The sequence below is a fragment of the Agromyces sp. Y558 genome (genome assembly GCF_059445415.1).
In genome coordinates this window covers 274,900-292,802 of sequence record NZ_JCAIUH010000002.1, presented here as the reverse complement: position 1 = coordinate 292,802, position 17,903 = coordinate 274,900, and the positions used below count along the sequence as shown (strand labels likewise).

Below are 17,903 nucleotides of genomic sequence, written 5' to 3'. Positions count from 1 at the left end.
GCCGTCATCGCAGCCGACGCCCCGCTCACTATGATCGACACACCCGAATGGAGAACCCATGAGCATCGCCCTCGATCCCGACGTCGCCCGCGCCGCGCTCGCCAAGCGCGACCTGGTCGTCGATCTCGCCCGCGTCGCGTGCGTGCTGTTCGTCGTGGTGATCCACTTGCTCATGATCGGCGTCGGATTCGGCCCTGACGGGGCGATCATCGCCTCGCGCCCGCTCGAGGCGCAGCCGTGGTTCGCGGGCGCGACATGGGTGGGGCAGATCATGCCGCTCTTCTTCGCGCTCGGCGGCTTCACAGCGCTGACCGCTTGGCGCAGCCTCGAGAAGCGCGGGGGCGACCAGGTCGACTTCGTCCGCGGTCGCGTGCTGCGTCTCGCCCGACCCGCTCTGCCGCTCTTCATCTTCTTCTCGGTCGCCCTCGGAGCTGCGACGGTCGCCGGCGGCGACCCCGCACTGCTCGACACTGTGGCGACGGGCGTCGGTACCCCGCTCTGGTTCATCGCGGCGTTCCTGCTCGCGCAGGCGTTCGCTCCGACGATGCTTCGGCTGCATACCATCGCACCCGCACGCACCATGCTGATTCTCTTCATCGGCGCTGTCGTGATCGATGCCGTCCGCATCACGATCGGCGTCACCGCGATCGGCCTCGTGAACCTCGTCTTCGTGTGGTTCTTCGTGCAGCAACTCGGGTTCTGGTACGCCGATGGCTGGTTCCGGGCGCAGCGCCTTACCTCTCTCCTCGGCGTCGTCGTGATCGCGTACGCGATGATCGGTGCGCTCGTGGCCCTCGGGCTGTACTCCCCCGATATGCTCGCAAACCTCAACCCGCCGACGTTGCCGCTCGCGCTGCTCGGCATCGCCCAGGTGTGCCTCCTCGCGGTGTTCCACCGCCCTCTCGCGGCCCTGATGCGGCGATCGTCGATGCAGAAGGCGGTGTTCCTCGTGGGCGCTCGCGCCATGACGGTCTACCTCTGGCATCTGCCGGTGATCATCGCGGTGTCGGGCGTCGCCTTGCTGCTTCCATCGCTCTCGCCGGTTCCCGGCAGCGACGCCTGGTGGGCGACGCGGCCGATCGTGCTCGTCATCGTGCTGGCGATCGTGTTGCTCATCACCGTGCCGCTCGCCCGATTCGAGACGGCGTCGACGGCCATCCCAGACGGCCTCCGGCGTCCCGATGCCGCGGCGACGTGGACTGCAGCCGCGCTCGCCTTCCTCCCGGCGTTCGCCGTCATGGAGTTCTTCCTCGACCTCCCCATCGCCCTCGCGGGCGCCGCGTCACTCGCTACGGCAGTGTGGTTGCTCCGAGGGCGGCGCCCGCTACACGCCTAGACTGATCGGGCACTTCGCGGGAGTGGTGAAATCGGTAGACACGCAGGATTTAGGTTCCTGTGCCTTCGGGCGTGTGGGTTCGAGTCCCACCTTCCGCACGATCGATCGTGCGAGCCGGCGAACACGGATGTCGCAGCTCGCGTTGTCGCGCTACGTTCGTCTCAGGGCCGTCATTCCGACGGCGTCAGACGAGAGGAAGCTGGCCATGACTGATTTCGTCGATCCCCTTGAAGAGCCGCTCGGTCTCGACCGCGATCCCAATCGCCCGCAGCAACAGTCGCCAGAGATCGACGACGACTGGATCGAGTACGACGCCGACGGCAATGAGATCGCGAAGGACGAACCCTCCGACTGAGCTCAGCCTCTCGGCGGCCCGGCGGCGATGCGCTCGCGAGCGGACGCTTCGATGCGCTCGGCCGGCACCGACCAATCGGACTCGAGCCACCAGGTGGCGCCCGCGTCGGCCCACTGCTGCACGATGGCAGCGTCGGCCGCGGTATCGGTGCCGCTCGTCGTGCCCTCTTGGATCACGTCGAACGGCTGATCTGCGAGACCCAGCGCTTCACGCTCAGCATGTATCCACGCGATCGCTTCGGCCGCGATCTTGGGAGTGAAGAGCCGCGCCTGCTCTTCGGGGCTCGCGGGCGACGCCCCCGGCGGCGCGTAGTTCGGAATCCACCCGTCGTACGCCACGACACGGCGCATCGACTTCATGCGCGGCCAGAGCCCGACGACCCACGTCGGAATGCGGGGCTGCTGCACGATCGCCGGCGGCAGCATCGACTCGGTGCGCGCGGCCCGATAGTGCTGCCCCTCGTACTCGAACGGCTCGCCGCGCCACAGCTGCTGCATGAGCTCGAGCGACTCGTCGAGCAGTTCGGCGCGATGCTTGCGGCCGGGGTCGTCTTCGAAGATCCAGAATCGGGGCTCGGCCTCGGAGACGCCGAGCCCGGCTGAGAGGATGACGCGGCCGCCCGAGAGCCGGTCGACGGTCATGGTCTGCCCGGCGAGCTCCCACGGGCGGCGGCGTGGCACCGGCGTGAGCATCGTGCCGAGGCGGATGCGCTCGGTGACCATCGCCGCTGCCGCGAGCGTGGCCCAGGGGTCGGTGGCCCAGATGCCCTCCCACACGAAGAAGCCGTGCCAGCCGGCCGCTTCAGCGAGCGGCGCGAGCTCGACCGCGAGGTTCGGATCGGTACCGGTGAAGATGAACCCGTGCTTCATGCGGGCGACGCTACAGCCGGCCTCCGACAACAGGTTCGCTCGGTTCGCTCCACGCGATCTCGTGGTTGTAGAGCCAGTCGTTGCGGGTGTCATCGCGGGCCTTCTTCAGGAACATCGGCAGCATTGCATCGCGCATGGCGATGCCGAGCCGCGACTTCGTGACGCGCTTCTGCTTGTTGATCGCCCGCGCGTACCCGACGACGGCCTCGGCGCGGGGCTGCCGCAGCCGTTGGTATTCGGTGAACGCCGCCGCACGGTCGGGCGCATCGCGCAGGCAGCGTGCGAGCGTGATCGCGTCTTCGAGGGCGAGGGATGCCCCCTGGCCGGCGCTCGGCGAGATGGCGTGCACCGCGTCGCCGACGGCGACGACGCGCCCTCGACTCCAGTGCGGCACGTGCGCGAGATCGTCGATCGGGTAGCCGCGCAGCTCGCCGTTCACGTGCTCGAGGATCTGCGGCACGGGAGCGGGGTCGTCGGCGTGCAGTTCGCGCAGCTGGGCGAGCCATTCCTCGCCCGTCACGGATCGCAGCTCGGCCCGATCGACATCGGCTCGGGTGACGTTCGCGAACCAGTAGACCTCGCCGTCGTCGCGCACGAGGTACCCGAAGAACGAGCGCCGCCCGAACACCATGTGTTGTGCGCTCGGCGTGGGCGCGAGACCGGGCACCTGGGCGAAGCCGCCGAGACCGACGAGTCCTGAATACAGGGGTGCCGGGGCATCCGAGTCGATATGACGACGGGTGGGCGAGCCGACGCCATCGGCTCCGATGAGCACGTCGCCCGTCACGGTGCGGCCGTCGGCGAAGATCGCCCGCACCGAGGCATCCGTCTGTTCGATGCGTTCGAGCCGCGCACCGAAGGTGAAGGCGATGCCGGCTGCCTGTGCGGCCTCGCGCAGCACACGGTGCAGGATACCGCGGCGCACCACCACGCTTCCCCGTTCGGGTTCGCGGGCGGGGCCGTTCGGCACGGTGCCGAGCTCTCGACCCGTGCTCGACCACATGACCATCTGGGGCGAGAGATGCCCCTCGGCCACGAGCTGATCGCGCAGGCCGAGCTCGTCGAGGACGGCGAGCCCGTTGGTTGCGACGTTCAGGAAGAGCCCCGCGTACGCGTCGGGCTCGGCGGCGGCCTCGAAGATCTCGATCTCCCACCCCGCACGCTGCAGGAAGAGGGCAGTGGCGGGGCCCGCGACGCCGCCTCCGATGATGAGCGCGCGTGGCATGGGATGCTCCTTCAGTAGACTGTGATGCGAGAGTCTCGATTTCCGAGTCTCTCGATAGTAGAGAGAATACGCGATGATGGCACAGGCGTCAACACGGGCGCGAGAGATGGAGCGCGCCGGCGAGGTGATGCGCGAATTCATGGCCCGCGCCGTGCTCTTCCAAGACGCCGTCGCGAAATGGGGCGGTCTGAACGGCACCGACCTGCAGTGCGCGAGCCTGCTGATCAGCGAGGGTCCGGCGACCCCCGGCGAGCTGGCCGATCGCGCCGGACTCACCGCCGGCGGCGCCATCACGACCGCGATCGACCGACTCGAGCGCGAGGGCTTCGTCACGCGCGACCGCGATCCGAACGACCGGCGCCGCGTCATCGTCACCGCGAACCCCGTCGCGATCTACACGCGATTCGGGGAGGTCTACGGCCGCGTCGGGGCCCGCTGGAACGCGTACCTCGACACCCTGAGCGACGAACAGCTCGCTTTCGCGAACGACCTCTTCGCGCGCGCGGCCGAGGTGAATCGCGAGGAGATCGAGTTGCTCCGCGGTCGCTGAAGCTTCCCACCGAGCCGTTCGCCCCGTAGGCTTGTGAGGCAACCCTTACCTAACTCACCTCCCCCGAAGGGTCGTCATGCCGATCGCTCCCCCGACTGCGCCACGCCCCGGCACCGAACCCATCGACGTCGCTGCACTCGTGCGCGCGGCATCCGCCGACGACCACCGTGCCGCCGAATCACGCGGATACATCGTGCAACTCATGGGCGGCGAACTCTCGCTTGCGGAGTACACGCGCTATCTCGCACAGTTCGGCTGGGTGTACCAAGCACTCGAGGAGCGCGGTAGTCGCGACGGTGACCCCGCGGTCTTCGACCCCGCGCTCGCACGTCTCGCCGCGATCGAGACCGACCTCGCCGCACTCGGCGCCGCCGACTGGCGCACCACGCATCCGCCGCTGCTTGCAACAGCCGAGTACGTCGCCCATCTCCGCGCCATCGCCGACGACGACGTGCGCTTCCTCGCCCACCACTACACCCGCTACCTCGGCGATCTCTCGGGTGGCCAGGCCATCGCACGGCTCGTCGCGCGACACTACGGCGCGACCCCCGAGCAACTCGGCTTCTACCGGTTCGAGATCGCCGAAGACAGCGTAGTCCGCTACAAGCGCGGCTACCGCGAGGCGATGAACGACCTCGCTCTCTCGCCCGAGCAGGTCGACGAGCTGATCGCCGAGGTACGCGAGTCATTCCGGCTCAATGGCGCGATCTTCGAGGCGCTCGCCGGCTGACCGGGCCTACACGCCGCCCCTACCCGGGAGCTACGGCCGCCTCGCCGGGTCATCCTCCAGTCGGATGTCGCCCGCATCCGCCCTCGGTAGACTGCAACGAAACCACGCCGCCTGCTGAGAACGCCACCATCATCAACGCTGCGCTGTGCCCGACGACGACAGGAGATCCCTCCCCGTGATCCATACCGCGCTCATCCCGTGGCTCGACCCCGAGACGATCATCTCCGGCGCCGGCCCATGGGCACTCGTCGTGGTCTGCGCGATCGTGTTCGCCGAGACCGGTCTGCTCTTCGGGTTCCTGTTGCCGGGCGACACGCTGCTCGTGATCTCGGGCCTGCTCACGCACACCTCGCTCGTCTTCGGCGTCGACATCTGGTGGGTCTGCCTCGCGATCAGCATCGCCGCGTTCCTCGGCGGCGAGGTCGGCTATCTCATCGGCCACAAGTTCGGTCCGAGCATATTCGAACGCAAGGAATCCGGCCTGTTCAGCGTGAGGAACGTCGAACGCACGAACGCGTTCTTCGAGCGGTTCGGCGCGCTCGCGATCATCCTCGCCCGTTTCGTGCCGATCGTGCGCACGTTCGCGCCCGTCGCCGCGGGCGTCGGGCACATGAACTACAAGAAGTACTCGCTGTACAACCTCATCGGCGCGCTCATCTGGGGCGCCGGGCTCACCTACTTCGGCTTCCTCGTCGGTTACATCGAACCGCTCTCCCTCTTCGTGCAGGAGTACATCGACGTCATCCTCATCGGCGCAGTTGTGCTCACCCTCATCCCCACGCTCTGGCATTACTTCGCCTCCGCGCGCAAGGCGAAAAAGGCTGCTGCGGCCGGCGCCGATGTCGTGACCGACCACGAGGAGGCGGAGCAGCTCGTGCTCGACCCCGAGGTCTTCGAACGCGGCCCCGAAGAGCGTTAGGCACCGGCGCAGGGCAGAGACTCGGCGGCACACCGCCGACGGGGCTACACTCGGCCGCATGAGCTTCCTCTACGAGGAGAAAGCCTCACGCTCCACCTTCGTCGACGTCATCTGGCAGACGCTCGATACAAGTGACGGCGTCTATCTCGCCGCCGCCGATGCGTGCTGGGACATGATCTTCTCGCGTCTCGCCGATGGCCCGCGAACCCTCTTGAGCGGCCCGTCATCGCAACCGACCTCAGTGCCGTACCACGCGGGCGGGCGGAACGTCGGCGTGCGGTTCGTGCAGGGCAGCTACTTCACGCACGTGCCCGCGTGCGAGATGTGCGACCGCACGATCGTGCTCCGGATGCCAGAGCCGACGGTCTTCGAATTCGCGGGCATCGCGTGGCCGTTCCCCGACTACGCCGCCGTCGACGACCTCGTCGACGGCTTCGCCGACCATGGCCTGCTCGCCCACGACCGCGTCGTCGAGGCCGCACTTCGCGGAGTCCCGTCACGGGTGTCCGCCCGATCCGTGCAGCGCCATTTCGCGAAGGCCACCGGGTTCAGCCCGAGACACGTACGACAGATCACGCGAGCCCGCGAGGCGGTCGCCCGGCTGCAGGCCGGCGCGGCGATCGCCGACGTCGCCTACGCCCTCGGGTACGCCGACCAGCCGCATCTCAGCCGCGATGTGAAGCGCCTCACGGGGTACACACCGGCGCAGTCGCGCGGGCGCAGCGAACCGGTCTGACCACCGCGGCGTGTCGCTCCGGTTCAAGACGTGCGCCGCGGCATCCGCTTCACTCGGCTGGTACCGACCGAACGGAGCCGCCATGGATGTCTTGCCGTACACGATCGCGATTCCCGAGACGGATCTCGCCGAATTGCGGGATCGGCTCGAACGCACCCGATATCCGGCCACGCTCTCCGACGACTGGCGACGCGGCACCCCGGTGCCGTACGCACGCCGGCTCGCACGCTACTGGCGCGACGACTTCGACTGGCGGGCCGCAGAGGCGCGCCTGAACGAGCTGCCGCAGTTCCGCGTCGAGGTCGACGGTCAGCCGATCCACGGCCTGCACGTGCGCTCGCCACACCCCGATGCGGTGCCGCTCCTGCTGTGTCACGGCTACCCGACATCGTTCGCCGAGTTCGCGGGCATCGCGGCCGAACTGGCCGGTCTGAACGGCACGGATGTCGCAGGGCCGGCCTTCCACGTGGTCGCCCCGTCGATGCCGGGGTTCGGGTTCTCGACGCCGCTCACCGGCCATGGCTGGGACATCGCACGCACCGCATCGGCCTTCGACCGCATCATGATGGCGCTCGGTTACGAGCGATACGGCGTGTTCGGCGAGGACGTCGGTGCCGGAGTGAGCGATCAGCTCTGCCTCGACGCGGGTGAACGCGTGCTCGGATCGATCATCGCAACCGATCCGGGGGCCATCGCGACGCAGTACACGCCGTCGACGAGCCACCTCGCGGATGAGGAGCGCGAGCGGCACGAACAGTTGAAGGCTGCGCGCGGCGAGGACTTCGGCTACCTGCAGGTGCAGGCGACCAGGCCGCTCAGCATCGCGTACGGACTCACCGACTCGCCGATGATGCAGGCGACGTGGATCGTCGAGAAGTTCCAGGAGTGGACGGATCCCGCACGCCCCCTGCCCGAGGACGCGGTCGATCTCGATGCCCTCCTCACGCTCGTCGCGGTGTCGTGGTTCGGCCGCGCAGGCGACGGTGCCGCCAACATGATCTACGAGGCGGCGCACGCCCAGGTCGCCTGGGGGCGCAGTCACGACCGCCCCGTCGGCATGTCGGCGTTCGGCGAGGAGCCGCTCATGCGGCGGATCCTCGACCCCGACGGGCATCTGCAGTACTGGAACGAGCACGCCGCCGGCGGGCATTTCCCGGCCATGGAGGTGCCGGCCGAGCTGATCGGCGACATCCGGGCGTTCTTCGCACGACTGCTCACCGTCTGACCGCCGGTCGACGGGCCGCCGGTCGACGGGGCCGCCGGTCGACGGGGCCGGCGAGCTGCGCAGGTCGCGCCCGTCACGGATGCTGCGGCTGCTCCCGCTCGGCACGACCCGCCGGCTCGAGCTGGAACGTCGAGTGCGCGACGTCGAAGTGATCACTGAGACATCCGCCGAGCTCATCGAGCATTTCGCCGGCTCGGCCGGAGGCGAACACCTCGGGCTCCACCTCGACGTGTGCACTGAACACGTGCGAGCCCGAGGTGATCGCCCAGACGTGCACGTCGTGCACCGCCACGACGCCCTTCGTGCGCAGGATGTGCGCCCGGATCTCGGCGACGTCGGTGTCGGCGGGTGCAGATTCGAAGAGCACGCGCGCCACGTCGCGCAGCAGTGAGAGGGCCCGTGGCACGATGAGCGCCGCGATGGCCAGCGACGCGATCGGGTCGGCCACGTCGAACCCCGTGAACACGATCACGAGCGCGGCCGCGATGACCATGACCGAGCCGATCATGTCGCCGAGCACCTCGAGATATGCGCCACGAAGGTTGATCGAGTCCTTCGCACCGCCGCGGAGCACGAGCATCGCGGCGACGTTCGCGGCGAGGCCGATGACCGCCACGACGAGCATCGGCACCCCCTGCACCTCGTGCGCCTCGCCCTCAGCGCCAGTCACCAGACGACCGATCGCGCCGATCGCCACTGAGACCGCCACGACGACGAGGATCACGCCATTCACGAGCGCGCCGAACACCTCGGCCCGACGGTATCCGTAGGTCTGCCGATCGGTCGCCGGACGGGCCGCGACGACCGCGGCCACGAGCGCGACGACGAGCCCGATGAGGTCACTCGTCATGTGGCCCGCGTCGGCGAGGAGTGCGAGCGAGCCGCTGATGAGCGCACCGATCACCTGCACGACGAGGAACGCGCCGATGATCGCGATCGCCACCCAGAGCCGGGTGCGATTCGCGGTGCCCGCGTGATCGTGATCGTGTGCCATGTCATTCCAGCGTAAGCCGGGAACCGGGGACCCGGCCCAGATAGGAATGAGTCGCGTTCTCAGGCCCGCAGGCGGTGCCGTCAGCCGAGTCCGCTGCGGAATCCTTCCCGCCAGCTCGGCCATGCCGGAGCCCACCCGAGCTCTCGCTTCGCCTTCGCGTTCGACGAGCCGCGCACCTTCGTCATCATCGACACGCCGTGTTCGCCGATGAGCGCCTTGGCGACCCACGAGGGCACGTGCATCGGCGGCTTCGCACCGACCGCGCGTGCGAACTCCGGCAGCCACACCGATACAGGCGCGGGGTCGTCGTCGACGATGTTGTAGACGCCCGGCGCGCCGCGTGTGACGGCCGCAGCCGCCGCGGATGCCGCGTCGTCGATGTGGCAGAACGACCATATCCCCGTGCCGCCTCCCACGACGGGCAGCTTGCGTGCCTTGACCATCTCGACGATCGAGCCGCCACGACCGATGTCGTTGCCCGGGCCGTACAGGGTGCCGTAGCGGAGCGCGAGGCCCCCGGCATCCGTCGTCCGCTGCTCGACGTACCGGATCCCGGCGAGCGTCTCGCGCGACGCCTTCGTCGGGTTCGAGTCGAGCGGGTCCTCCTCGGTCTTCACCCGCCCGCCCGTGCGCTCGTTCGGCCAGCCCGTGTAGCTCTGCGCGATGAAGCGCCCGACACCCGCCTCTGCTGCGGCGGCGAGCAGGTGGTCGGTGCCCCGCGTGCGCAAGGCGTTCGTCGCCGCGAAGCCCTGATCGAAGTGCTTCATGTCGCCGGCCTGCCCGCTGAGGGCGGTCAGCTGGTGGACGATCACGTCGGGCCGCGCATCGACCACGGCGGTACGCACGGATGCCTCGTCGAGGCCGTCCATCACGACGGCGCGTGCTCCGGCCGCCTCGATCGCCGAGAGCCGGTCGGGCTTCCTCGACGTACCGATGACCTCGTGCCCCTCAGCGACGAGCAGCGGTACCAGTCTCGATCCGATGGCGCCCGTGGCGCCGGCGATGAACACTCGCATGTCGATCTCCTTCTCTCTCACCCCCTTCGACGATCGATCACCCGCATCTGTGACAGCGGGGGTCTGTGATAGCCGGAGTTCTGTGCCATCCTCGAACCATGGCGGTCACCGGCGAGGCGCAGAACGCACTGCGCCCGCTCATGTTCTCCATCGCCTACCGAATGCTCGGCAGCGTGGTGGAAGCCGAAGACGTCGTGCAAGACGCGTACGTGCGACTGCAGGAACGGCAGGCGGCGGGCAAGACGATCGACAATCCCGACGCTTTCGCCGCGACGGTCGCCACACGCCTCGCGATCGACGCGCTGCGCTCGGCCCGGCGCACCCGTGAGGTCTATGTCGGCCCCTGGATGCCCGAGCCGCTGCCGGATGACGACGCCGACCCGGCGCACCGGGTCGAACGCGATGAGACGCTCTCGTTCGCGTTCCTCGCGGTGCTCGAGCGGCTCGGACCGGTCGAGCGCGCCGTGTTCCTGCTGCGCGAGGTGTTCGCCTACGACTATCCGGCTGTCGCCCGCATCGTCGAGCGCGACGAGGCCGCATGCCGCCAGATCTTCCACCGGGCGAAGGCTCGCATCGCCGACGGACGGCCCCGATTCGACGGTGCGAGCGAACGCGACGCCGCACTCACCGACGCGTTCTTCGCCGCACTCGAGGCGGGAGACGTCGACCGGCTCGTCGGCGCCCTCGCCGACGACGTCGTGTTCTACGGCGACGGCGGCGGTCGAGCGCCGGCGATCCGTCAACCGTTGCACGGCGCCGTCGCCGTCGCGCGGTTCCTGGTCGGACTCGCCCGCCGCGGGGAGAGCTTGGGTGTACGGCTCGAACGCATGAACGTCAACGGCGCTCCGGCGCTGCGGATCACGGGGCCCGACGGCGCGATCCTCAGCGTGCTGATGGTGCACGTCGAGGGCGGCTCGGTGCACACGGTCGCGAACCAGCTGAATCCCGACAAGCTCGGTCACCTCGGAAAGGTCGGCGACCTCACCGCGCTCATGAGTTCGGCCGACGCGGAGGCGTAGTCGGCGCGCTCGGGCTTCGCGCTCGGGCTTCGCGCTCAGTCGCCGCGCTCGGCGACGATGCGCTCGAGTCGGGGCAGCAACGCGCCGAACGCACGCGCCCGATGGCTGTGCGCGTTCTTCACCTCGGGCGCGAGCTCGGCGGCCGAGACCTCGAAGCCCTCGGGCACGAAGATCGGGTCGTAACCGAACCCGTGCACGCCCGCGGCATCCGTTGCGATGCGACCGGGCCATTCGCCGACCGCAGCGAACTCGAACGCGCTGCCGGTCGCCTCAGGCGCGACGAGAGCGATCGTGCAGTGAAAGCGGGCGCCCCGATGCGGGTCGCGGATGTCGCCGAGCTGTGCGAGCAGCAGTTCGAGGTTCGCCTGCGCCCCCTTGCCCGGCCCGGACCAGCGTGCCGAGAAGATGCCGGGTGAACCACCCATGACGTCGACCGCGATGCCGGAGTCATCGGCGAGCGCGATTCGCCCGGTGTGGTGAGCGGCGGCACGCGCCTTGATGAACGCGTTCTCGGCGAAGGAGGTGCCGTCTTCGACGGGTTCGGGGCCGTCGTACGGGAGCACGGTGACCCCCGGCATCCGCTCGCCCAGGATCTTCTGGAACTCGTCGACCTTGTGCTGGTTGTGGGTGGCGAGCACGATCTCGAGCGGCAAGGCGTCACTCCCCCGCGGCGGCGGTGGCCTCGGCGAGCACGAGCTGCTGGATGAGCGTGAGCTCAGCCGTGCCGGCGAGCGCGAGGTCGAGCAGCGAGTCGAGCTCACGGCGGTCGAACGGCGCCCCCTCGGCAGTGCCCTGCACCTCGACGAACAGACCGCGTCCGGTCGCCACGACGTTCATGTCGGTCTCTGCACGTACGTCTTCGACGTAGGCGAGGTCGAGCATGGGCGTGCCGTCGATGATGCCGACCGAGACTGCCGAGACCGTGTCGATGAGCGGCTTCGCGCGCTGGCCGATGAACTTCTTGTCGCGCGCCCACTCGATCGCGTCGGCGAGGGCGACGTACGCGCCCGTGATCGCGGCCGTGCGAGTGCCGCCATCGGCCTGCAGCACGTCGCAGTCGATCTGGATCGTGTTCTCGCCGAGACCTTTCATGTCGACGACCGCGCGCAGGCTGCGGCCGATGAGGCGACTGATCTCGTGCGTGCGACCACCGATGCGGCCCTTGACGGACTCGCGGTCGTTGCGGCTGTTCGTCGCCCGGGGCAGCATCGCGTACTCGGCCGTCACCCAGCCCTTGCCCTTGCCGTTCATCCAGCGCGGCACGCCGTTCGTGAACGACGCGGTGCACAGCACCTTGGTGCGGCCGAACGAGATCAGCGCGCTGCCCTCGGCGTGCTCGCTCCAGCCGCGTTCGATGGTCACCTCGCGCAACTGGTCGACGGTGCGCCCGTCGGCGCGAATCACTGCGGTGGGCTCGGATGCCTCGGTCATGCGTTCTCCTGTCGAAGCCGGCTGCGGTTGCTGGCAGATCGGTGGTCTGGGATGGTGACGGTACCGGTCTCGACGAGCTCGACGCTCGGGATCTCGGGGCCGATGAGCCTGTGGGCGAGGTCGAGGAAGGCACTCGTGGAGTGACCGGTCGCCTCGTAACGGTAACTCGGCGGGGTCGCTGCGCGGCGCTCGAGTCCGGTACTGACGAGCACGCGGTAGACGTCGTTCGCCGTCTCGACGTCGCTTGAAACGAGCGAGACCGCTTCGCCCATGACGTAGGAGATCGCGCCTTTGAGGAAGGGATAGTGCGTGCAGCCGAGCACGAGGGTGTCGACACGGGCACGCTTCAGCGGGGCCAGATACTCCTCGGCGACCGCGAGCAGTTCATCGCCGGTCGTCACCCCGGCCTCGACGAACTCGACGAAACGTGGGCACGCCTGCGAGAACAATTGGAGGTGCGGCGCCGCCGCGAACGCGTCGTCGTAGGCGCGAGAGGATATGGTGCCGGCCGTGCCGATCACTCCAACCCGCCCGGTCTTCGTCGCGGCGACGGCGCGACGCACTGCCGGCTGGATCACCTCGACGACGGGCACCTCGTAGCGCTCGCGTGCGTCACGGAGCATCGCGGCCGACGCCGTGTTGCAGGCGATCACGAGCATCTTCACACCCTGCGCCACGAGGTCGTCGAGCACGGCGAGCGCGTACCCGCGCACGTCGGCGATCTTCTTCGGACCGTAGGGCGAGTGCTCGAGATCGCCGATGTAGAGGATCGACTCATTGGGCAACTGGTCTTTCACGGCCCGGGCGACGGTGAGCCCGCCGACCCCGGAGTCGAAGATCCCGATCGGTGCATCCGTCACGACATGCAAGCGTAGCGGTCCCCGCTGGGCGCACCCTCCTCGATAGGCTTGCTCTGTGACCGGGTCTGCTTCGCTCTTCACCGATCGATACGAGCTGACGATGGTGGATGCCGCGTTACTCGACGGCACCGCCCATCGCGAGAGCCTCTTCGAGGCCTTCGCCAGGCGCCTGCCCGACGGCCGCCGATACGGCGTCGTCGCCGGCACGGGGCGCCTGCTGGAACTCATCCAGCGCTTCCGCTTCGAAGAGTCCGAGCTCGAATGGCTGCGCGAGCACGACGTGGTTCGGCCTGCGACGCTCGATTGGCTCGCCGACTACCGGTTCACCGGCGACATCTGGGGGTACCGCGAGGGCGAGGCGTATTTCCCGGGCTCGCCCCTCCTGACCATCAAGGCGAGCTTCGCCGAGGCGGTCCTGCTCGAGACGGTCGTGCTCTCGACGCTCAACTACGACTCCTCGGTTGCGAGCGCCGCAGCTCGCATGGTCTCGGTCGCGCTCGGCCGGCCGATCGCCGAGATGGGTTCACGGCGCACGAGCGAGGGCGCGGCAGTCGCCGCGGCCCGTGCCGCGTACATCGCCGGCTTCGATGCGACGTCGAACCTCGAAGCGGGCCGCACCTGGGGCATTCCGACCATGGGCACCGCCGCACACGCGTTCACGCTGCTGCACGACACAGAAGAGCAGGCGTTCCGCGCGCAGGTCGATGCATTCGGCTCGAACACGACGCTGCTCGTCGACACCTACGACATCGCGCGCGGCGTCGAGCTCGCAGTGAAGGTCGCCGGTACCGAACTCGGCGCCGTGCGCATCGACTCGGGCGACCTGCCGACCGTCGTGGCGTCCGTGCGCGAGCAACTCGACACGCTCGGCGCCGTCGACACCCGCATCACCGTCACGAGCGACCTCGACGAGTTCACGATCGCCGGGCTCTCGGGCGCACCCGTCGACGCGTACGGGGTCGGCACCGCGGTCGTCACCGGTTCGGGCTTCCCTGCCGCCGGAATGGTGTTCAAGATCGTCGCGCGTCGCGACGATGCTGGCGAGTGGGTCGCGGTCGCGAAGGCGTCGACGCAGAAGGCGAGCGTCGGCGGCAGGAAGAACGCCGCACGACGCCTCGACTCCACGCTCACGGCGCGTGAAGAGCTGGTCTTCGTCGGTGACGGCCCCGACGGTGAGGCCGAGTTCGAAGCGGGCAGCCGGTTGCGCCCGCTCATGGTGCAGCTCATGTCGGGCGGCCAGGCCGACCCTGCGTTCCTCGGGCGTGCCGGCACGGAGGCCGCGCGAGCACACCGCGCCGAGGTCATGCAGGAACTGCCGATCGAGGCGTTCCGGCTCGGCCGCGGCGAGCCGGTAATTCCGACGACGTACCGCTGAACCTCACGTCGGTCGCGTGGCGAGCGTATCGAGACCCGGAAACCTCACGTCGGTCGAGTAGCGAGCGCCAGCGAGCGTATCGAGACCCGGAGCCCCTACCGCTGAGCCCTTTACGCCGACTTCATCCGCTCGTAGATCTCTTTGCAGCTCGGGCACACGGGAAACTTCTCGGGATCGCGCCCCGGAGTCCATTTCTTGCCGCAGAGTGCCTTCACTGGCTTGCCCGTCATCGCCGACTCGAGGATCTTCTCCTTCTTCACGTAGTGGGAGAAGCGCTCGTGGTCGCCGGGTTCGATGGCCTCGTCTTGGAGGAGTTTCTCGAGCTCACGGTCGAGAACGGAGGTGCCGCCACCCGGGGAATCAGGGTCGGCGATGCTCACGCGCACGGATGAAATCATGCGTTCGATTCTACGCGCGGATCGCAGCAGCGAGGATCTCGGGACCACGCCGATCGAACACCCGGCCGCCGACCAGCACGCCCAGCACGAGCACGAGGATGCCGAGCCCGACGCCCGAGGCGAAGGATGCCGCGTGCCACGCCGGATCGACGAGGAGGCCGAGCCCGGCGAACACCACAGCTGGCAGCGCGATGAGCAGCGAACCGAGCATCGTGATCGACTGCACGAGCGTGGTGATGCCGCCCGTGGACTGCGGCTGCTGGAACGGGCTGTCACCAGGCTTCACTGCCGGGTACGGGAAACGGGCCGAGGTGATCGACCCGACACCGAGGCCTGCGAGCAGCAGCGCGGTGCTCACTCCGAGGAGTGACGGCAGCAGCCGCCAGTCGTTCAGCACGAACACCGTCACGGCACTGCCGAGCCCGATCACGAGTACACCGGTGATGAGCACGGGAACGAGACGGCCGACACGATCGGCGACGCCGCGCACGCCCGACACCACGTGCAACCAGATCGCCGTCGAGTCGGACGCGGTGTCATTGTGCATGCTCCAGCCGAGCAGCAGGCACATGAGCGGCACCGGGATGAGTCCGAGGTACAGGTTCGGGATGCCCGCGAGGCTGAGCGGCACGATGACGATCAGAGGCGCGATCGGCACGATCACGAGCGAGACCCAGTAGCGTGCGTCGCGGAACCAGTAGGTGAAGCTGCGTGCGGCGATGGCACCGGTCGCGCCCTGCGGCATCCGGTCGAACCAGCCGAGGCCGCGATAGCTCTTGGCGGATGCTTCGCGGCCGGGTGTCGCGAGCATCTTCGCCACGAGCGACTGCCAGGCGAACCAGATCACGACGAGTGTCGCGACGGCGATGAGGAGCTTCAGGAACGCCGTGCCCCAATCACCGGATGCCGCGTCGCCGGGAATCGCGAAGACCGCGCCGAGCGGGGTCCAGGCGAGTGCACCCGCCAACGCCTCCAGCACTCGGAGCCCCGTGTTCGCCCAGTCGACGGTGACCAGCACCACGATGAGCGGCGAGGCCATGACGATCAGCAGGAGGCCCAGCACACCGCTCAGTTCGCGGGCTCGCCGGGTGGCCAGAAGCAGGGATGCGAGCCCCGTCGACACGCGCGCGAGCAGAAGGCACGTCGCGAATGCCAGAGCCGCGGCGATGATCGCCGCGAGCGTCTCCCCGACTCCGCGCGACCACGTGACCACCGTGCCGAGGAGCACGATCGCGAGCACGAGCGCGGGGATGCCGATGACGGCGGCGACGGCGAGGCTGACCGCGAGGGTTCGATCGGGCAGTCCGAAGAGGGCGAACCGTCGCGGGTCCATGGTGTCGTCGACGCCGAAGATCAGCGGCACGATGATGAAGCCCAGCACGGTGACCGCCCCGGCCACGACGAAGCCATCGCGAATCAGCTCGACGTCACCGACGAACCGCAGGCCGACGAGCGTCGCGAAGAGCAGCGCCGCAAGCCCCAGTCCATAGATCAGCCCGATGACGATGCCGACGACCTGCCAAGGACTCCGCCGGAAGATGTTCCCGAGCAAGCGCAGTTTCAGTCGGAGAAACTGTGCAACCATTCCATGCCTTCCGCAGCCTTGCGTCCGCCGGCGAGCTCGACGAATCGGTCTTCCAGGGTCTGACCGGCTCGCACTTCGTCGAGCGTTCCCGCCGCGAGCACGCGCCCGGCGACGATGATCGCGGCCGAGTCGCAGACGCGTTCGATGAGGTCCATGCCGTGGCTGGAGAGCACGACCGTGCCGCCGCCCGCGACGTAGCGCTCGAGAATCTCGGTGAGGTTCGCCGCCGACACCGGGTCGACCGATTCGAACGGCTCGTCGAGCACGAGCAGTCGCGGCGAGTGGATCATCGCGCACGCGAGGGCGATCTTCTTCGTCATGCCGGCCGAGTAGTCGGCGACGAGCCGATCGAGGGCATCTTCGAGGCCGAACGCCGCGATGAGGTCGGCGCTGCGCTCGCGCACCGTGCGCCCGTCAAGGCCGCGCAGGATGCCCGAGTAGTACAGGAGTTGCGCGCCGGTCAGCCGGTCGAAGAGCCGGAGTCGGTCGGGCAGCACGCCGGTGGCACGCTTGGCCGCCTGCGGGTTCGCCCAAGCGTCGATGTCGTGGATGCGTACGGTGCCGCCGTCGGGCCGGAGCAGGCCGGTGACCATCGACAGGGTCGTGGTCTTGCCTGCACCGTTCGGGCCGACGATGCCGAAGAACGAGCCGGCGCGCACATCGAGGGTGATGCCGTCGACGGCGGTATTCTCTCCGAAGCGCTTCACGAGCCCCTCGATCGCGAGCACCTTCGGTGCGTTCGTGGCCGGGGCAGGTCGAGCCGGTCGCAGCATGCGCTTCTTGCGTGCGGCGGACTTCTTGGGCGCCGCGATGACGGCGACAGCCTGCTCAGCGGTTCCGGATGACGCGATCGTCGACCCCGCAACAACCGCGGGGGCCTCCACGACTGCGGATGTCTCGGGCACGACGGATGTCTCGGGCACGACGGATGCCTCGGGGACGATGGATGCCTCGGGGACGGCGACGGCCGGCGCGGCCGGAGTCTCGACTGCCGGCGGAGCGGGCGCCGTAGCCTGAACTGCGGCCGCAGCCTGAACCGCAGCGGCGGTTCGAACCGGTGCGCGTTTGGGCACCCGTTCCACGGTCTCCTCGTCGATCTCCGATCGCGGGGCCGCCGACTCGGGCGTCGCGACAGGCTCAGCGACGACAGGCGACTCGAGGGCGGCGGCGGGCGACTCTTCGGTAGCGGCCTTGCGAGTCGTGCGCTCGGCCGCGGTGGTCTCGGTCGTCAGTGCGGCTGCGACCCGCTGAGCCTGACGCTGCGACGCCGCAGCGGCCGC

Annotated in this window: 19 protein-coding genes and 1 tRNA gene; 10 read left to right on the top strand and 10 right to left on the bottom strand. The window is 68.9% G+C overall.

The window, feature by feature from the left end; genetic code table 11:
• Positions 1–58: 58 nt before the first annotated feature.
• From AC1C2T_RS13175 to AC1C2T_RS13165, 3 genes are all read left to right on the top strand, one after another.
• Positions 59–1,336, top strand: a complete 1,278-nt coding sequence (locus AC1C2T_RS13175) for an acyltransferase family protein (RefSeq protein WP_495385615.1) — start codon at positions 59–61, stop codon at positions 1,334–1,336.
• 16 nt (positions 1,337–1,352) lie between these two features.
• Positions 1,353–1,434, top strand: a tRNA-Leu gene (locus AC1C2T_RS13170).
• A 107-nt stretch (positions 1,435–1,541) separates the two neighbouring features.
• On the top strand, positions 1,542–1,691 hold the full coding sequence (locus AC1C2T_RS13165; RefSeq protein ID WP_495360550.1) for a hypothetical protein: 150 nt from the start codon (positions 1,542–1,544) through the stop codon (positions 1,689–1,691).
• Between the two features lie 2 nt (positions 1,692–1,693).
• Here the strand turns inward: AC1C2T_RS13165 and AC1C2T_RS13160 are convergent, their stop codons facing one another.
• Both AC1C2T_RS13160 and AC1C2T_RS13155 read right to left on the bottom strand, forming a co-directional pair.
• The gene (locus AC1C2T_RS13160; RefSeq protein ID WP_495385614.1) at positions 1,694–2,560 is read right to left on the bottom strand and encodes an LLM class flavin-dependent oxidoreductase; all 867 of its coding nucleotides are present in this window, start codon (positions 2,558–2,560) and stop codon (positions 1,694–1,696) included.
• A 10-nt stretch (positions 2,561–2,570) separates the two neighbouring features.
• Positions 2,571–3,785, bottom strand: coding sequence for an FAD-dependent oxidoreductase (locus AC1C2T_RS13155; protein WP_495385613.1), 1,215 nt, complete (start codon positions 3,783–3,785; stop codon positions 2,571–2,573).
• A 76-nt stretch (positions 3,786–3,861) separates the two neighbouring features.
• On the opposite strand from AC1C2T_RS13155, the gene AC1C2T_RS13150 reads away from it, so the two are divergent.
• From AC1C2T_RS13150 to AC1C2T_RS13130, 5 genes are all read left to right on the top strand, one after another.
• Positions 3,862–4,335, top strand: coding sequence for a MarR family transcriptional regulator (locus tag AC1C2T_RS13150; protein ID WP_495385612.1), 474 nt, complete (start codon positions 3,862–3,864; stop codon positions 4,333–4,335).
• A 76-nt stretch (positions 4,336–4,411) separates the two neighbouring features.
• Complete coding sequence (locus tag AC1C2T_RS13145; RefSeq protein WP_495385611.1) at positions 4,412–5,065, top strand: biliverdin-producing heme oxygenase; 654 nt, start codon at positions 4,412–4,414, stop codon at positions 5,063–5,065.
• A gap of 178 nt (positions 5,066–5,243) precedes the next feature.
• Positions 5,244–5,984 carry a DedA family protein gene (locus AC1C2T_RS13140; protein WP_495385787.1) on the top strand — a complete coding sequence of 247 codons (741 nt, stop codon included), beginning with the start codon at positions 5,244–5,246 and terminating at the stop codon, positions 5,982–5,984.
• Between the two features lie 58 nt (positions 5,985–6,042).
• Complete coding sequence (locus AC1C2T_RS13135; protein WP_495385610.1) at positions 6,043–6,720, top strand: helix-turn-helix domain-containing protein; 678 nt, start codon at positions 6,043–6,045, stop codon at positions 6,718–6,720.
• Positions 6,721–6,730: 10 nt separating this feature from the next.
• On the top strand, positions 6,731–7,945 hold the full coding sequence (locus tag AC1C2T_RS13130; RefSeq protein WP_495385609.1) for an epoxide hydrolase family protein: 1,215 nt from the start codon (positions 6,731–6,733) through the stop codon (positions 7,943–7,945).
• A 73-nt stretch (positions 7,946–8,018) separates the two neighbouring features.
• On the opposite strand, the gene AC1C2T_RS13125 is transcribed toward AC1C2T_RS13130, so the two are convergent.
• Positions 8,019–8,939 (bottom strand): cation diffusion facilitator family transporter, encoded by a 921-nt coding sequence (locus AC1C2T_RS13125; protein ID WP_495385608.1) that lies wholly within the window; start codon positions 8,937–8,939, stop codon positions 8,019–8,021.
• Between the two features lie 80 nt (positions 8,940–9,019).
• Complete coding sequence (locus AC1C2T_RS13120) at positions 9,020–9,955, bottom strand: NAD-dependent epimerase/dehydratase family protein (protein ID WP_495385607.1); 936 nt, start codon at positions 9,953–9,955, stop codon at positions 9,020–9,022.
• Positions 9,956–10,053: 98 nt separating this feature from the next.
• Here AC1C2T_RS13120 and AC1C2T_RS13115 point away from each other — a divergent pair, with 98 nt between their 5' ends.
• Entirely contained in the window at positions 10,054–10,974 is a 921-nt protein-coding gene (locus AC1C2T_RS13115; RefSeq protein ID WP_495385606.1) for an RNA polymerase sigma-70 factor, read from the top strand.
• A gap of 35 nt (positions 10,975–11,009) precedes the next feature.
• Here AC1C2T_RS13115 and rdgB read toward each other — a convergent pair whose 3' ends face one another.
• Genes rdgB through murI form a run of 3 tightly spaced genes read right to left on the bottom strand, consistent with a single transcriptional unit; the run spans position 11,010 to position 13,265 of the window.
• Entirely contained in the window at positions 11,010–11,627 is a 618-nt protein-coding gene (gene rdgB / locus AC1C2T_RS13110) for an RdgB/HAM1 family non-canonical purine NTP pyrophosphatase (RefSeq protein WP_495385605.1), read from the bottom strand.
• A gap of 4 nt (positions 11,628–11,631) precedes the next feature.
• Positions 11,632–12,405: a ribonuclease PH gene (gene rph / locus AC1C2T_RS13105; protein WP_495360561.1), complete on the bottom strand. Its 774-nt coding sequence runs from the start codon at positions 12,403–12,405 to the stop codon at positions 11,632–11,634.
• Positions 12,402–13,265, bottom strand: coding sequence for a glutamate racemase (murI, locus tag AC1C2T_RS13100; RefSeq protein ID WP_495385604.1), 864 nt, complete (start codon positions 13,263–13,265; stop codon positions 12,402–12,404). Before murI ends, rph begins: the two co-directional genes overlap by 4 nt.
• A 55-nt stretch (positions 13,266–13,320) precedes the next feature.
• Here murI and AC1C2T_RS13095 point away from each other — a divergent pair, with 55 nt between their 5' ends.
• Complete coding sequence (locus AC1C2T_RS13095) at positions 13,321–14,640, top strand: nicotinate phosphoribosyltransferase (protein ID WP_495385603.1); 1,320 nt, start codon at positions 13,321–13,323, stop codon at positions 14,638–14,640.
• Positions 14,641–14,750: 110 nt separating this feature from the next.
• Here the strand turns inward: AC1C2T_RS13095 and AC1C2T_RS13090 are convergent, their stop codons facing one another.
• From AC1C2T_RS13090 to AC1C2T_RS13080, 3 genes are read right to left on the bottom strand one after another with little or no spacing between them, the layout of a single operon-like run.
• Complete coding sequence (locus AC1C2T_RS13090) at positions 14,751–15,038, bottom strand: DUF3039 domain-containing protein (RefSeq protein WP_495360564.1); 288 nt, start codon at positions 15,036–15,038, stop codon at positions 14,751–14,753.
• A gap of 10 nt (positions 15,039–15,048) precedes the next feature.
• Positions 15,049–16,623 (bottom strand): hypothetical protein, encoded by a 1,575-nt coding sequence (locus AC1C2T_RS13085; protein ID WP_495360565.1) that lies wholly within the window; start codon positions 16,621–16,623, stop codon positions 15,049–15,051.
• Positions 16,599–17,396 carry an ABC transporter ATP-binding protein gene (locus AC1C2T_RS13080; RefSeq protein WP_495385786.1) on the bottom strand — a complete coding sequence of 266 codons (798 nt, stop codon included), beginning with the start codon at positions 17,394–17,396 and terminating at the stop codon, positions 16,599–16,601. Before AC1C2T_RS13080 ends, AC1C2T_RS13085 begins: the two co-directional genes overlap by 25 nt.
• Positions 17,397–17,903 lie beyond the last annotated feature (507 nt).

Excerpts from the sequence above, each read along its gene's own strand:
- AC1C2T_RS13175 (WP_495385615.1), top strand. The coding sequence starts at position 59 with ATGAGCATCGCCCTCGATCCCGACGTCGCCCGCGCCGCGCTCGCCAAG.
- AC1C2T_RS13085 (WP_495360565.1), bottom strand. The coding sequence starts at position 16,623 with ATGGTTGCACAGTTTCTCCGACTGAAACTGCGCTTGCTCGGGAACATC.
- AC1C2T_RS13135 (WP_495385610.1), top strand. The coding sequence starts at position 6,043 with ATGAGCTTCCTCTACGAGGAGAAAGCCTCACGCTCCACCTTCGTCGAC.
- AC1C2T_RS13090 (WP_495360564.1), bottom strand. The coding sequence starts at position 15,038 with ATGATTTCATCCGTGCGCGTGAGCATCGCCGACCCTGATTCCCCGGGT.
- AC1C2T_RS13080 (WP_495385786.1), bottom strand. The coding sequence starts at position 17,396 with ATGCTGCGACCGGCTCGACCTGCCCCGGCCACGAACGCACCGAAGGTG.
- AC1C2T_RS13160 (WP_495385614.1), bottom strand. The coding sequence starts at position 2,560 with ATGAAGCACGGGTTCATCTTCACCGGTACCGATCCGAACCTCGCGGTC.
- AC1C2T_RS13145 (WP_495385611.1), top strand. The coding sequence starts at position 4,412 with ATGCCGATCGCTCCCCCGACTGCGCCACGCCCCGGCACCGAACCCATC.
- AC1C2T_RS13155 (WP_495385613.1), bottom strand. The coding sequence starts at position 3,785 with ATGCCACGCGCGCTCATCATCGGAGGCGGCGTCGCGGGCCCCGCCACT.
- rph (WP_495360561.1), bottom strand. The coding sequence starts at position 12,405 with ATGACCGAGGCATCCGAGCCCACCGCAGTGATTCGCGCCGACGGGCGC.
- AC1C2T_RS13115 (WP_495385606.1), top strand. The coding sequence starts at position 10,054 with ATGGCGGTCACCGGCGAGGCGCAGAACGCACTGCGCCCGCTCATGTTC.
- AC1C2T_RS13150 (WP_495385612.1), top strand. The coding sequence starts at position 3,862 with ATGGCACAGGCGTCAACACGGGCGCGAGAGATGGAGCGCGCCGGCGAG.
- AC1C2T_RS13165 (WP_495360550.1), top strand. The coding sequence starts at position 1,542 with ATGACTGATTTCGTCGATCCCCTTGAAGAGCCGCTCGGTCTCGACCGC.
- AC1C2T_RS13120 (WP_495385607.1), bottom strand. The coding sequence starts at position 9,955 with ATGCGAGTGTTCATCGCCGGCGCCACGGGCGCCATCGGATCGAGACTG.
- AC1C2T_RS13125 (WP_495385608.1), bottom strand. The coding sequence starts at position 8,939 with ATGGCACACGATCACGATCACGCGGGCACCGCGAATCGCACCCGGCTC.